Source organism: Citrobacter sp. CK191, from assembly GCF_030333435.1.
Taxonomy (GTDB): Bacteria; Pseudomonadota; Gammaproteobacteria; order Enterobacterales; family Enterobacteriaceae; genus Citrobacter_B; species Citrobacter_B koseri.
On the sequence record NZ_JAOWFX010000034.1, the window covers coordinates 171,142 to 185,847 of the forward strand.

Below are 14,706 nucleotides of genomic sequence, written 5' to 3' on the forward strand. Positions count from 1 at the left end.
AAGTAAAGAATTGCGGATAAATGTCGTTATAACACTTATCCAAACCGATCGAGACCCTACCCCATGATGTGGAAAACAACTCAAGCCCGAGTGACACTCCTGCTTATAAGTTTTTTTGTTATATTACTGTTGGTTACGTTTGTTGTTATCAAACAATTTGTCTCTCCGCAGATTATTGCAACGGAAACCAGAAATATAAGAGCCACGGTCGAGCTGCAAAGTGACGCGATAAAAGAGCAAATGAACCGCGTTAAAGCGCAGCAGCGCACGATCACCGAACTGGTTTCCGGGCTTCAGAGCGATCAAATTGACGCGCTCTTGCCGCTGTTTGTGAACCAGTATGGCGATCTGAACGTTTTTGGCGGCGGCATCTGGCCATTACCCGGGCTGCGCGAGCCGGGCCGCGACAAATTCAGCACTTTTTATGCGCGCGATGCCGGTGGCGTGCTCCAGCTTAATACGGTCTGGAACCAGCCGGAGTCAGAAAAATACTGGGAACAGCCGTGGTATAAAGACGGTATGGCTGCGCCAAAAGGTGAGTGTGCATGGGCCAAAGCCTACCAGGATTCGGCCAGCCCGCAGCCGAGAACCAACTGCGCGATGACAATCTGGAAAGAGGGAAAGGCCTGGGGTGTCGCCACTATCGATGTGACGTTGGGCTTTTTTAACCAACTGGCAAAAGAGATGGGGAAGGCGGTCGAGGGAACCGTATTAATTGTTGAGTCTGATGGCAAAATTGTTGGGAACGGCGCGCCGACTCAAGGCAATACCGCATTGATGAATGTGCGCGATTTGAATATTCCGTCAGCTTTACCGCTGCTCAATCTGCTGAGCCAGGGGCAAAAAGCGGAATATGAGGGCGGCTATGACGGCGAAGACGGCGCCCATTCGCTGTTTGTTTTGTCGATTGAAGGCAGCCCGTGGTATCTGGTGATTGATACGCCCAGCAGCAACCTGGTGCGCCAGTCTAATGCGATACTGACAACACTCACGCTCGTACAGACGGTGATCGGCCTTATCATTGTTCTTGTCCTGATGCTGATTGTGCGCAACATTTTCAGGAATGTGACGCTGCTGAACAGGAACATAGAGGCGCTATCCGGCGGCGGCGCCGATCTCACGCAACGGCTTGTGGAAAGCAAAAGCCCGGAATTTAATGCCATCATCAATAACTTTAATAAATTCATCGCGTTCCTTCAGGATTTGATGCAGCAGGTTGGGCACAGCTCCTCGGCAATTTCTTCCGCTTCGCGGCAGATCGCCGGAGGCAACCTGGATCTCTCCTCCCGTACGGAAGAACAGTCCGCTTCCATTGTTGAAACGGCGGCGTCGATGGAGCAACTCACCAGCACCGTACGGCAAAATGCGGAGAATGCGTTGCAGGCGAACAGGCTGGCGACACAGGCTTCCGACGCGGCGAAGGCGGGAGCTTCAGTGGTCAATGACGTGGTTGCCACAATGAGCAACATCAATGATTCATCCTCAAAAGTGGTGGAAATCATCAGCGTAATTGATGGCATCGCGTTCCAGACCAATATTCTGGCGCTGAACGCGGCGGTTGAAGCGGCGCGGGCCGGTGAGAATGGCCGTGGTTTTGCCGTCGTTGCCGGTGAGGTGCGTTCTCTTGCGCAGCGAAGCGCCCAGTCCGCGCAGGAAATTAAGAAGCTCATTGAAGAATCGGTCAGCAGCATTGAGCAAGGTAGCGGTCTGGTTCGCCAGGCGGGTACGACAATGGACGGCTTAATGGAGAAGGTTGAAGACGTGAGCGTTTTAATCTCTGAGATCAGCTCCTCAAGCGATGAGCAAAGTCGTGGAATTGAGCAGATTAATATCGCCATTACTCAGCTTGATAGCGCGACCCAGCAGAATGCGGCGCTGGTAGAAGAGGTTGCCGCAGCGGCCCAGTCAATGGAATCGCAAACCGAGATGCTTGAAAAAGTGGTCGGCAGCTTCAAACTCTGAAAAGCGGTATAACAAAACGCGCAGCATGATGGGGGGTAGCCCTTCGCCGGACCGTGGAACACGTCGGTCTCAGAAAAGTTATCCCCTGTCATGCGGCGCTCTATGAAATCAGTAAGGCGCAGCGTGCGTTCAGCGAGGTGCGGGATGTTTCGGTAAAAATTGCTGGATTATCTCCGGCAGACGATCGTGAGTGATGGGCGGCGAGAAAAGATAGCCCTGAAAGCGGTCAACTCCCAGCGCTTTCAACTGATTGAATTTCTCCAGACTATCGACGCCTTCGGCAATACAGCGGCTCTGTGTCAACTGGCAGTAGTAGAGCAGGCTCTTTATCAGCGCCAGTGCATGTGGATCGCGTTGAAAATCATTCACGATACTCATATCCAGCTTGTAGCCGCTAAAGCGGATTGTCCTGACGGGAAACATTACGCTGCTGTGTGAAAAGCAGTCATCGAGGAAGATGCGAAAGCCTTGCCGTTGGATTTTGTCCATATTTTCTGCTGTTCTTCCTTGCTGATGCAGATCGACCGTTTCTGCAAATTCCAGCACTAATCTACCCGACCATTGCGGCTGCTGTAGCTGCTGGCGCGCCGTTTCCATCATCCGCAGCAGGTTTTCGTGGTTGGCGATGCAGGGTGGAATATTTATTGAGAACCAGAACTTACCCTGGTGTTGGTTAATGTTCTGGATTGCTATTTGTAGCACAAAGGCCGTGAGCAGGAGCCAGGCGTATTCGGCGTGGATCTGCGGCAGAAATTCGCCGGGAAGCAATACGTTGTCGCCTCTTCTCCAGCGGGAAAGGATTTCAACCCCCTGCAACCGCAGGTGGCCGTCGGTTATGGGTTGAAATACCGGGAATACCTGTTGGCTATGAATGGCATGGATAAATTCGCGCTCAAAGGGAGATAGCGCGGCGATGAGCTGATTGTTGTGAGTCTTGCTCTGGCTTCCAGGAAAGCGGGTAATCAGATGCGGGTGAGACGCCACCATCTTTTTTAGTCCTGACGTTCTTTGATTATAAAGTGTTTTCTGGCTCACACCGCGGATCTTCGCCTGTGTGTTGATGCTGTACCCGTACAGAAGAGAGAGGGTGGCGCTCAATTCCGTTTTACTTAACCCCGCTGCCGGTTTGCCCTGTATCTGCGCGTCTAAAAAGGACAATTGCTGTAGTTTCGGGTATTGCAGGAAGTCCCCCTGTAGCAGCGCTGCCAGTTGTTTCCCTGGAAGGTCGGAGGCGACCGCCCGGACGGCGGTAAGTTGCCGTTTATCAGGAACATGGTAGAGCAGCGTTTGCCATAGCCAGGCGGATGGACTACGGCTAAGGATCAGCATGGGCAGCGGTGTTTCTGCCTCAGCAAGCAGGAAGGCGGCTTCCCTAAGAATAAACAGCAGCCAGTAAGGATCGTCAGGGAGAAAAACGACAATCCTTCCGACCTCGGATGTTAGCTGTAGCGAAAGGCGCTCCTGCGTCTGGTGTTGCAGCAGCACCGGTCGCCGTTGACCGCAGGTCATCATTCTGGCGAGTCCTTCCGCCGCCATTGAACAGGGAGACAGGATATAGTCCACCCTTGTTTTCTCCAGCGGGGAGGGAGGATTACTGGTAAACAAATGTCACCCCGATGATCGACTGTACGTTGCCCGCCGTGACCTGGCCGCTGGTGCGCGCGTAGGTCGCGGTTAAGCCAAGATTTACCGGCGATGTGCCGACCGTGCCCAGTGCTACGGTGTTGTTAGCGGGAACAACACTACCGTATCGGGTCATCTGAACGCCGATACCCTGCGCCGCTGAGGAGGACGCGGTGTTGCTGAAGATAGAGTTGGCGGCATCGACGGTCGTACCTGAGAGGTAATAGCCGAGGTTCTGGTTTTGCGCACAGTGGACAGTGACCGGCACGGCCATTGAGCCGGGATAGTCTGGAAGCGTCACGGTGACATCACGCGCTGATACGTCGCATCCCCCAGTAGGGACAACAACATTATTGTTGGCGTAAATATTCCAGATGAAATTATTCGGGTTTCCGTCGCTGGCCACTTTATGCATATTCAATTGCGCGATGAGTTCGCCAGAGTTGATGACGACGCCTCCCGCTGCTCCGGTCGCGGTCAGATACATGCGCAGCGGCAATCCGCGATAATCCGTATGAGTGATGGTATAGACGGATGAATTACCGTTCATCGGCAAAGGATACGTATTCCCTGCCCAGTAAACGCTCCCCGTAAACGCCGCAAGCGCGCCACCGAAGGCGGAGCCGCTGGTTAAATTGATGTAGTCTATGATAGAGCCACCGGAGGAGTCGTTTTTACAGGAAACTGAAGAGGATAAATCTACGACCAGGTTTTGACCCACTCCAACAGATGGCGTCAGGTTTACATAGACATTCGCTGACCCTGAGGTCATGGTCTGCCCGGTATCATTGACTTTACAGGTGAATGCCGCAGCATCCAGCGACCAACCCATCAGCAGCAGTGTGGTGAATAGCGCGATGATTTTTTTCATGACAAACTCTCCTGACTCAGGCGTAGGTATAGGTGACGCTAATCACCGCCTGAATAGTTCCCTGGGTGGCGCCGCCGTTGACCGTTAACGCTCTGACCTGTAACGGAAAGCGGGTGGACTGCGTTGAGTCATCCACCTGAACGGATTTCGTGGCGCCATTGTTTAACGTGGTGCCTGCGTCATCCTGCAATTCGAGCTGAATATTGCCGGCGGTCCCCTGGTTTTTGTAATAACCGGTGCTGTCTGCGGTTCCGCTAAAGGTTGCGATGACCCGGGAGGTGCCGATCGGACAGTTAGTGAGTTCCAGCGCGGTACTGTGCCAGGCGGAAGCCGAACCTGCGGTTACCAGGCTGAAGGTATACAGGTCACCGAGGTCAACGGCGGCATTGGTGGTAGACACCGTGCACGGCTTCGCCACCACCTTCCCGTTGACGGTAATCGTGATATCAGCGGCCTGAAGCCCTGAAGAGGCCGCTGTCAGTACGCTTGCCAGAAGCCACCCTACATAGTTGCGTTTCATCTCAGCCTCCGGTTACTGAAATTCAAGCGTGAATGTTGCTGTGGCATTGACGTGCCCGGCGGTGACCGGAATCTGCGTAGCCATCAGGCGTGCATAAAAGTTGAGGATGTTGGTCTGCCCAGGCGTGAGCGTGGTCCACGCGATGGATGATGACGCGGCATTGAGCGGCAGCATCGTCTGTTGGTTATTGAGGATCTGCACGCCCATGCCTGCGGCTGCCGAGGCACCGCTATCGATCTTCAATAGACTGGTGTTGCTGCTATCCTCCGTGCCGGTAAAGCCGACTTTGACTGCCGTAACCGAGTTACCGCAGGGAGAGAGGACAATACGGAATGGGACGAGCGGGGTTGTCGCCCCCACCGCATTAAACTGTTTAGCGGCGTTATTCATCAGGTCAACGGTAAAATCTTTTGACTCTCCCGCGACAGCGCAGGCATTGTCGCGGACGTAGCCGCTAATCGTAATCGTGCTGTCGGCGGCGAAGACATTGACGCAGGCCAGCGTCAGCACAGCGCCGAGGAAATACAGTGGTTTTTTCATCATCATTCCTTCCTTAACGGCACTCTGCAAAGAGCTGGCTCAGCACATGTTTCTGGCTCTCTTCCGGCAGGCGATACCGGGCCATGCAGTTAGCCCCCGGCCCTTCGCCCCATTTCACCTGAACGCTTCCCGCCAGCGGCATGCCGCTCAGGTAGACCTGGCCGTTATCTGCCACGATGCTGCCGCTCTGGTTATCGCCGGAAGTGACCATAGCGCCGAATGGCACGGGTTTGCCGTTGTGCGTCAGCGTCATCAGGATTTTTACCCCGACGTGGGCTTTAAATTCGGCGCGGACGATGGCGCCGTGGGTCGGCACGACGCTGACCACCGCATCATCGAGATCGACGTTATCCGCCAGGGTGTTGGTATCCAGCGCGACGCGGTTTTCCCTGTACTCAGTGGCGTACGGCATGACGGCATAACCGCGCCAGTCGGTACGTACGCCGGTCTGGTTCTCGACTTTCACGTCTCCGGCGCCAGGCGCTTTAATCAGCACTACCGTGTCATTTAATGGCTGGCTTAAGGTGATGCCGTTGGCATGGGCAAGTACACCGCCGCTCATCCCGTAGTACAGCTGTTTAAATCCATCGCTGTGGCTGTAGCCCACGTTAGCGTTGCCGTAGCCGCCGCGATAGTTCATCGCCGCGTAGCCGGTTCCGCCATTGTTGCCTTCGCCACCGCTGGCATAACCGGTTTGCATGCTGTAGCTCAGGTTATTGTCTTCCAGCAGCGTGCCGTAAAGACCGGCCAGGTTAGTCATCCGGCCATCCAGGTCGTGCGACATGCTGTAGCTGGCGCTTGCATGCCGCCAGACGGATTTGCTGTCGGAACGCAGCCAGTGGCTGAACGGAATATTGACGTTGAACGCTAACATCTGGTCGCGGCCCTGTTGCCAGGCGTTTTTGGTCAGGCTGTAGCTCAGCGTCCAGTTGATATCGTCAACGGCGGCATTTAACCCCAGCTGTAGCTGTTCGTCGGCCTTGTTGGTTGACCAGTAAGTTTGACGGCTGCCATTCACGTACAGTGTGGCAGTGCGCCCCAACTGCTGCGTTACGCTCATCTGAACCTTGCCCCGCTTGTTATAAGCAAGGTTGTAGTAGTCGGTGAATTTGGGTTTGACCTGAATCACGCCATCCTGGGTTTCAACGTCATAGCCACTCATCCTGCGGTAAGTGGTGTCGGCAAAGCTGTAATAGCCCTGGGTGGAATAACGGTATCCCACCAGTTGGACGTTGGTGCCGGTCTCATAGAGCGACTTGTTATAAAGGAAGCGTATCGATTGCCCCTGGTGAGAGCTGTCGTCAGGCAGGGTGGCGTTGGCCTGAGTTGCATCCAGCGAAACCGCGCCGAACTCGCCCATGTTCTTACCGACCCCTAAATTGAAGGAGCGATAGTTGTCGGCCAGTTGGGTGCCGCCATACAGCGTCCAGCCTGCCGGGAGCCCGTGCAGGAGGGTGCTCTGGAAGAACTTTGGTTTTTCCTGCTGGTCGTTGCCGCTGCGGTATTCACCAGCGGTCACTGCATAACGGGTGTGCCCTTCACGCTGTAACATTGGCACCGTAGACCACGGCACGCTGAAGACCTGGCTGGTGCCATCGGCCTCTTTGATGGTGACCTGGAGATCGCCGCCGTTGCCTGCGGCGTAGAGATCGTTAATTGTGAAGGGGCCCGGCGGCACTGTGCTCTGGTAGATTTCATAGCCGTTTTGTTTGATAGAGACCTGCGCCGTGCCGCGCGCAATGCCGTGGATGACCGGCGCAAAGCCTTTCTGGCTATCCGGCAGCATATTGTCGTCAGAGGCTAACTGGGCGCCACGGAAGTTAATCCCGTCGAAGATATCGCCGTTGGTGTAGCTGTCGCCAAGCGTCAGGCGGGCGCGCAGGGGGGTAATATCACGCTCCAGCCAGCTGTTCACATGCTGCCACTTATTCTCATTACTGGACGCGCTACCGCCACTGCTGTAGCTCCAGATGGTGTTATCACGCAGACGCCAGGCGCCAAGGTTGAGGCCGCTTTGCAGGTTTAAATACGCGTAATTGCTGCTGTCGCTGGCATCGTTATGTACGTTGTTGCCGGTAAAGTTATAGTTCAGCAAACCGGCGTTAATCCCGTCATCCCAGAGTTCCGGTGGAATATAACCGCGTGCGCGATTGCCCATGAAAGCCTGCGGGACACTCAGGTACAGGCGCTGTTGGCTGACATCGAAGCGGGTGGTGGCATCTTTGACCATTTCCGTCAACGGTACGCAGGCGTCGGACGCCAGCGTATCCATACCGGTGATGGCCGACGTGCTGACCCCCATGCCAGCGAGCTGGCTGCGGGTCAGGCACGGCTCCAGTCGATGACCGTTTGCGCCAGCGTTAAACGTGACGTCGCGGGTAGTTATAAAGCCATCGTTCAGATAGATATCCACGCGATAGGCACCAGGCGGCACCTCTTGCCCGTTTTCAAATCCAGAGAGATCCGCAACGGCCGAGGGATCGTCGGCCAGGAAACGGGGGTTAAAATAGAGATCTGCCCGCGCGAAACCCGCGAGGCAAAGCGCCAATGGTATCTGCGCAAGGACAAAAATATAGAATGCTTTGCGCCGGGCGCGTTGGGAACCCAAACGGTCCAGTCCGTATTTGAGATGTGACATAGTCCCTCCGGTCCGAAGTCGCCCGGCTGTCAGTTCTTAATTGTAATGTGCGGGGGAGTCCTGTTGGTGGACGGCCCCTGTGTTAACGCAGAACGCCCTTCATTTGCGGGGTCAGTGCGCCATAGTCATTAATCGTCCGGTAGGTAATGTTGCTACCGGCATCAGGTGGCAACTTGACCGAGGTTTTACCCATTGGCGGCACCAGCGCATTTTCCAGCACGCGCGTACCGGCATTGAGTTCGGTCACCGTCAGGTAATACGGCGTCGGGTTGTTGAGCGTCAGCGATGAACCGTCACGGTTAAAGGTCAGTTTTTCCGCCGCCTGATCCGGTGGCAGAGCCAGTTTCGTTGGGCGGTAGTAGAGTTTGATGCGGCTGATAATCGCCAGTTGTAAGGTGTTATCGCTGAGCTTTGATTTATCCATCGAAGGAATGGCTTTTACGTTTACCCAGAACAGGCTTTCCCGGTCCTGCGGTAACTGGTTGTTAGTGGCATCAATAATGCGCAAGGTATTCTCTTTCTTACCTTGCATCGCAAACAGCGGAGGGGTGATGACAAAACGACCATCTTTGCCGCCATCGGCGTTTTCAACCCATGACTGAATCAGATAGGTACTGTTATTGTCGTTATTGGTCACCGCCAGCTGAACCTGTTTTTGTCCGGCCGGATAGATAACCCGGGTTGCGCCCAGCGCCACGCCTGCTTCAGTGCTGGCGGAAAAACCGCTTGCGGCGAGCATCAAAAAGCCCGCCAGTAAGCCGCGTGTCATCTCCAGTGTTTTTTTCACATTTTCCCCTTTCGTACTCACCGTTGTTTCCTGTTTCCGGCATACCTGCTGGCTAATTACTGATAGGTCAGAGAGAACCAGATTTGAGCATTGGCGGCTCCCCCGGTGACCTGCTTCCCGGTTGCCCGATACTTCGCCACGAAATGAAGCGTGGTGGGGCCGCTATACAACTGCGTCCAGGCACCCGGCGGGCTGTTGAGTGGAATCAATTGATTGTCTTTATCAAATAAAGCGATGCCTACGCCGGTTGCTATTCCCGGCCCTTCGCCAACTGAAAGCACCTCCGGGTTTTTGCCGTCGGCAACTCCGCGAAATGACACGCCTACGCGCTGACTCACGGCAGTGCTGCAATCCTGTAGATGAATATCGAATGGCACGGGGTTGGCATCTTCCCCAGACGAATGAAACCGATTACTGCTGATCTGCCCCATATTGACCGTCATCTGTTGATCTCCTGCTTCAACGCGGCAGGATTCGGCAATAATGACCCCCTGGAAACGCATGTTTCCCCCGGGCAATGTCACGTTCCAGTGATTGCCAGCCAGTGCCAGCGACGGAAACAGAAATATCAGCAGACCTGATTTCACTCCTTGCATCGTTATCACCCCTGTCCTGTTATGGATAACGGGCCATCCTGGCCCGGAATGCTTCCCTGTCAGACGTTTGAATTACTGGTATTGCACTTTGAAGGTTGCGTCTGCGTTCGCAGTACCGGCAGTTGCTGCGCCAGTTGCGTAGTAACGAGCCTGGAAAGGAATGATGTTAGTACCGTCATTCAGCGTGGTAGCGCTGCTGAAGGTCGCGCCATCCAGCCCCAGAGCGGTGCCAGTTTTGTCGAGGATCTGTACGCCGACGTTAGTCGCGCCGCCTGATGCGGAACTCTGTAGCGCCAGAACGGTAGGGTTGGCGCCATTAACAGCAGTACCTGTGAACGCAACGGATGCCTGGGTTGCAACGGTCGTGTCGCAATCATCCAGTTGAATGTTGAAACCCACAGCGGAGCTGGTGTTGCCTTCAGCAGCGAGTTTGGCGGAGCGAACCTGGCCTAACTGAACTGTCTGATCGATAGAACCGGCATCAACTGCACAAGCGGCGTTAACGATTTCCCCTTTAAAATGCACGGTGCCGCCGTTTACCGTGGTGGTGTCGGCCAGGGCTGCTGTGGAGCTCAGGGACAGTGCTGACAGAACAACGATTGCCAGTGTTTTGATTTTCATGCGGTTTTCCTTTAAACAATGTCGATATTACGAACCGAAACTGGCAGTCGTTGTACCTTCCTGGCATTTCAGGTTTAAGCCGAATAGTTCGACTGCCGATCTTGCGCAGTTTTTACCCAACTGATGAGTCAATTGGGACCATTTTGACTCGTAGCAATAAATTTCTTAATTTCGTTTTTTTATGCGTTGCTCTGGAATTTAATTCTTATTTTTTGGTTTTATATAGATGAATATATCTGAGGTGATCGTGAGTTATATCAACAAGACAAGTGGAAAGCAGAACTCGACGTGCGGAGAAAAGGTGCGGAAAAAAGGTGAGGATGTATGAAACGTAAAAAAATGTGAGTAAAAAAACAATTTTAAATCAGTTGGATATTTTTTTTTCGCAAAAAAAATGGACTTACAGGTTGCAGAAAATTACAAAATTCCTCTATGATATAGACAGTTTGGTCCCAATTGACTTGTTCAGCGTCTTATTTTTCCTTAGTTATCAATGAACTATATAGTTCATCATTTTTGATCTTCTGTTTTAGTAGCTTTTCCTCTAGCGGATTTACCCTTTCCCATAATCCTGCAAACCGGGCGGCATTACTGGCTGTATAACGTACGGTGTGGCGAATATTTCGGTGACCAAGGTAATCCTGGATTAGACGTGTATCTGTACCTCTTTCAGCAAGTTCATAACCACATGCATGTCGCAGCATATGCGGATGTGTGGTGGTGCTGGTTCCGGCCTTTTGACCAGCAGAACGTATTATACGGTATGCCTGCTGGCGGGAAAGTTGTGAGCCTTTGCGGGAAATAAACACCGCGTTTATTTTCTGCGCTCCTTTCCAGCTCGCACGAACCCGGCTCCAGCATTCAATGGCTTCACACTCGTCCGGCATGAGGGGATGAATAGTAGAAAAACCATTTTTCAGTCGGCGGATATTGATCCGACCTTCATAAAGATCAAAATCCCGGTAATGCAGGTTCAGTAGTTCACTTATACGCATTCCATGACGAAAGGCCAGCAGGATAAGGCAATAATCTCGCTCTCCTGTCTGACCATGACGTACGGCTTTCATCATGGCCTGAACTTCTCTGGCAGTAAGAAAACGGCGTCGGTTCATAATATTTCTCCTGGTATCAGAATGATAAAGAGTCAGCTCCAGTGATACGAATAACTGATAGCTAAAGCTAGGGATGTATTATTAATTGCACATATTGACCACTATCCCATTTTATTCTATGAAGCTCACAAAGCCCCATGTCAGTGGGCGACTTCATTCTAAAGATTTCATCAGACATCACAAGAAGACTATTCCGTATATTCTCAGAGGGGAAAAACGTATTCAGCGGGGGAATAACTATTCAGACCATGTCAGAGGTGTCAATTATACTGGCCAGAAAAAATAACACAGGATATAGTGTAGAAACATAAAATAGATAACCATACAGCTAATGCGACTATTACAGTGCCATCCATGGCACATAGCTTTATTCAGACTTATTTACTGTCTATATTTTTCTTTCCTTACAGTCTGCTACAGACATCTCTGTTTTTTGTTTTATTCCAGATGCCATAAAAACGCCCAGCGTTACTGGCAGTATACCAGACAGTATGACGAATATTGCGATGGCCAAGGTAATCCTGAATCAAGCGGGTATCTATCCCCATATTTGCCAGAGCAAATCCACAGGAATGGCGAAGCATATGCGGGTGGGCACAAATTGCAAGTTTTGCTTTCTTCCCGGCCCTGGCGATTATCTGATAAAATTGCTGTCTGGAAAGGGGATTGCCTTTACGTGATAAAAACAACCATTCAGTTTCTGAATGTTGGCTTGTAAGGCGAATTTTCAGCCAGGACTTTATCGAACGAATTTCCTCTTCCAGTAAGGGATGGGTAGTTGAGAATCCTTTTTTTAATCGGTAAATATGTATACATTTATCCTTAAGGTCAATATCTGAGATACGCAGACGACATATTTCGCTTGCCCTTAACCCATGAATAAAACACAGCAAAACCAGACAGCGATTACGCACTGCATAGGTTCCTGTACTAACAGCATTAAGAATTAAATTGATTTCATTTTGTGTCATAAACCTGCGTTTCTCTAGTCCATTATTATTTTTCATATCACCTGTTATCCTTTATTTTGCCGACATTCCGCTTATACCTGACTCTCTTCTAATGGATTAAAATTTGCCGAATAATAGCTTTTTCTTCAGGAAATAACCAGGTGTAGTTAAAAATAATGATATGTTCTTAAATTTATGTAGAGTCACAAATGAATAATTAGTCATATGCAGAGCTAATTTGTTTTTTGATCTCGTAGATGAATTACATATCCGTAATGACGGGACTATCGCTGTAGTTATCATATGGTAATATGATTAATTTAACTTAAGGGTAATTGAATGGCGAAAAGATAAGGTGAATGAACCACATAAGATTCTACATAAATATATTATTCTCAATGGACTTATTTTTTTAGCGTGTGCGGTGTATTGTTATTTCAAGAGGCTATTTCACTCTTTCACACAGTTCATTTTTACCGGGGTTGCAGGTTTTCTTCAGTTTGTATATGTTTTTCAATCTTTCTCGCTTTGATATCTACCATTAAGTCAGAACGGTTTGCTGCGGTGCGAAGCCTGTATACACTCTTCATATGTATTAGCTCAGACTTGACCTGGCTTTGTCACAATACAGAGTTTAATCTAATCTGACAGGCAGCTCTGTGCCAGGAGGAGACGTTGTTATAAATGGCAATTGATAAAACGTCAGCCGTTTATCTCGTCTTACAGCATCTCAACCACTTCAAACTCTTCTGCGATCAACTCCATATCTTCAGAAAAATGACCTTCGCGGGTGAAAAACCGCTGATGCTCTTTCTGCCAGTATTCAAGGCTTAAATCGCCTTCACCTTCTTTGCGGGCGAACGCCTCAGTCACATCACAAAAACGCACCAGTCGCATTGAAACCAGTCTGATCACGCAGACCGGAACATTCTGTCCATCAAGGATAATGTTATAACTCCCAATCCTCGGGGCAGATTCCTCCTGCTGGTAAGAGGCAAAAGATCCGCAAGAGGCCGTTTTGATCCCTTTTTTGATCAGGTCCGCAAGCTCGCTAGCCAGTTCCGGGCTGTCACCCATTTGCCAGGCATCTGCGCCTGGATACTTCATTTTTATTTCCTTAACCGAAACCATTAAAATCCCTTCTTAACCGTCGATGAAAAGAAAAGTTATACATTTTTTATTATGAGCTGTCCCGACATTATCAGTGATGCCTTTCTTCAGATAATGTGGTCCGCTCCTCGCTCAGAGCGGACACTCAGATTTAATAATGCAATACGTTCAGCTTAAGTAGTATTACTATTGATAAATCATTTTATGGTGGGGGGATTCTGGTAATGGTAAGAAGTGAAAGGGAAAGAAGTGTATGTTGTAGGTGGACGGACTTGTGAATATCCCCATATGACTAGTGGAGGGCGCATGTTGTCAGATTCCCCCGTTTTCCTCGTGCTTTTGCATCATTATGAACAGTTAGAAATGAAAATAACCGTAGCTGACCGTAGCTGATCGTAGAAAGACCGTATCTGGAAGTAAGAGATAGGCTTGTCAGAGGGTATATATGTCTTTAAATGCAACGAACATCTAAGAAAATGGCGAGAAATCCAGCAAGCAAATAACGTCCTGCAATGACCAGAAATCTACCGGAACGCCAGAAAGCAAAAAACCAGCCCGTAGGCTGGTTTCTTTAAATAGTGGTGCCCGGACTCGGAATCGAACCAAGGACACGGGGATTTTCAATCCCCTGCTCTACCGACTGAGCTATCCGGGCAACGGGGCGCATTAAACCGTAAAGGGGCGCAGGCGTCAACGGCTTTCCATGAAAAAAATGACAAAAGACAGCTGACTGCCTGCTTTTCACGCAAAAAGCGCAAAATTGGCTCTAATTACGTCAACGCGCCGCCCTGACGGCAGCGGGCAAAGCGCAGTATATCCTCCGCCAGACGGTGGGCGGTATCCACATCAGCCTGGCTGCGATTGACCAGCATTCGGCTGAGGCAACCTTCCAGCACCAGTTCCATCTGTTTCGCCACCATCGCCGGGTCGTCAATTTCGAGCGTTGTCAGCAATTCGTGGGTGAAGTCATGCGCCGCCCGTTTTTGCTGATCGGCCAGTTGGTGAATAGGGTGGGCAGGGTCGGGATAAAACGTACAGGCAGCAATAAACAGACAACCAGGATAGCGGTTGTTGCTCACGCACTCCGAAAGCGCGTTGTAGCGTGCCAGCAGTTTTTGTTCTGCGGTAAGGGTTTCATCAAGCAAAAGCTGGCGACGCCAGATGTCTACCTGTTGACTCAGATAACGCAGGGCGTCGTACAGAATAGCCTCTTTATCGGGCCAGAAGCGCTGTAACTCATCAAGCGGATAATCAATGCGTTCTGCCACCATCTCAAGCGTGGTGTTTGCTATCCCTTGAACCTCAAGTAATTTCAGGGCTTCTCCCAGGACATCTTCACGTTGCACGGTATTCTCCTCCGTCTTTCCCACAGAAAG

At 51.1% G+C, this 14,706-nt stretch carries 13 protein-coding genes and 1 tRNA gene; 1 reads left to right on the forward strand and 13 read right to left on the reverse strand.

The window, feature by feature from the left end:
* Positions 1 to 63: 63 nt before the first annotated feature.
* Positions 64 to 1,962 (forward strand): methyl-accepting chemotaxis protein, encoded by a 1,899-nt coding sequence (locus OGV82_RS20515; RefSeq protein ID WP_080750339.1) that lies wholly within the window; start codon positions 64 to 66, stop codon positions 1,960 to 1,962.
* A gap of 129 nt (positions 1,963 to 2,091) precedes the next feature.
* On the opposite strand, the gene OGV82_RS20520 is transcribed toward OGV82_RS20515, so the two are convergent.
* From OGV82_RS20520 to OGV82_RS20580, 13 genes are all read right to left on the reverse strand, one after another.
* A complete protein-coding gene (locus OGV82_RS20520; protein ID WP_047459526.1) occupies positions 2,092 to 3,525 on the reverse strand; it encodes an EAL domain-containing protein in 1,434 nt (477 codons plus the stop codon).
* A 28-nt stretch (positions 3,526 to 3,553) separates the two neighbouring features.
* On the reverse strand, positions 3,554 to 4,456 hold the full coding sequence (locus OGV82_RS20525) for a fimbrial protein (RefSeq protein WP_058668445.1): 903 nt from the start codon (positions 4,454 to 4,456) through the stop codon (positions 3,554 to 3,556).
* Positions 4,457 to 4,472: 16 nt separating this feature from the next.
* Positions 4,473 to 4,976: a type 1 fimbrial minor subunit FimG gene (gene fimG / locus OGV82_RS20530; RefSeq protein ID WP_012134486.1), complete on the reverse strand. Its 504-nt coding sequence runs from the start codon at positions 4,974 to 4,976 to the stop codon at positions 4,473 to 4,475.
* Between the two features lie 12 nt (positions 4,977 to 4,988).
* Positions 4,989 to 5,519 carry a type 1 fimbrial adaptor subunit FimF gene (gene fimF, locus OGV82_RS20535; RefSeq protein ID WP_047459519.1) on the reverse strand — a complete coding sequence of 177 codons (531 nt, stop codon included), beginning with the start codon at positions 5,517 to 5,519 and terminating at the stop codon, positions 4,989 to 4,991.
* Positions 5,520 to 5,529: 10 nt separating this feature from the next.
* Complete coding sequence (locus OGV82_RS20540) at positions 5,530 to 8,154, reverse strand: fimbrial biogenesis usher protein (protein ID WP_101744337.1); 2,625 nt, start codon at positions 8,152 to 8,154, stop codon at positions 5,530 to 5,532.
* A gap of 82 nt (positions 8,155 to 8,236) precedes the next feature.
* Complete coding sequence (locus OGV82_RS20545) at positions 8,237 to 8,941, reverse strand: fimbria/pilus periplasmic chaperone (protein WP_047463815.1); 705 nt, start codon at positions 8,939 to 8,941, stop codon at positions 8,237 to 8,239.
* A 56-nt stretch (positions 8,942 to 8,997) separates the two neighbouring features.
* Positions 8,998 to 9,537 (reverse strand): type 1 fimbrial minor subunit FimI, encoded by a 540-nt coding sequence (gene fimI / locus OGV82_RS20550; protein ID WP_012134482.1) that lies wholly within the window; start codon positions 9,535 to 9,537, stop codon positions 8,998 to 9,000.
* A 72-nt stretch (positions 9,538 to 9,609) separates the two neighbouring features.
* Positions 9,610 to 10,158 (reverse strand): type 1 fimbrial major subunit FimA, encoded by a 549-nt coding sequence (gene fimA / locus OGV82_RS20555; RefSeq protein ID WP_012134480.1) that lies wholly within the window; start codon positions 10,156 to 10,158, stop codon positions 9,610 to 9,612.
* Positions 10,159 to 10,631: 473 nt separating this feature from the next.
* Complete coding sequence (locus OGV82_RS20560) at positions 10,632 to 11,270, reverse strand: tyrosine-type DNA invertase (protein WP_012134479.1); 639 nt, start codon at positions 11,268 to 11,270, stop codon at positions 10,632 to 10,634.
* Positions 11,271 to 11,674: 404 nt separating this feature from the next.
* Positions 11,675 to 12,277, reverse strand: coding sequence for a tyrosine-type DNA invertase (locus tag OGV82_RS20565; protein ID WP_012134478.1), 603 nt, complete (start codon positions 12,275 to 12,277; stop codon positions 11,675 to 11,677).
* A gap of 663 nt (positions 12,278 to 12,940) precedes the next feature.
* The gene (locus OGV82_RS20570; protein WP_047459512.1) at positions 12,941 to 13,351 is read right to left on the reverse strand and encodes an ASCH domain-containing protein; all 411 of its coding nucleotides are present in this window, start codon (positions 13,349 to 13,351) and stop codon (positions 12,941 to 12,943) included.
* A 558-nt stretch (positions 13,352 to 13,909) separates the two neighbouring features.
* A tRNA-Phe gene (locus tag OGV82_RS20575) sits at positions 13,910 to 13,985 on the reverse strand.
* A 115-nt stretch (positions 13,986 to 14,100) separates the two neighbouring features.
* Positions 14,101 to 14,676, reverse strand: coding sequence for a transcriptional regulator (locus OGV82_RS20580; protein ID WP_024130805.1), 576 nt, complete (start codon positions 14,674 to 14,676; stop codon positions 14,101 to 14,103).
* Between the last annotated feature and the right edge of the window lie 30 nt (positions 14,677 to 14,706).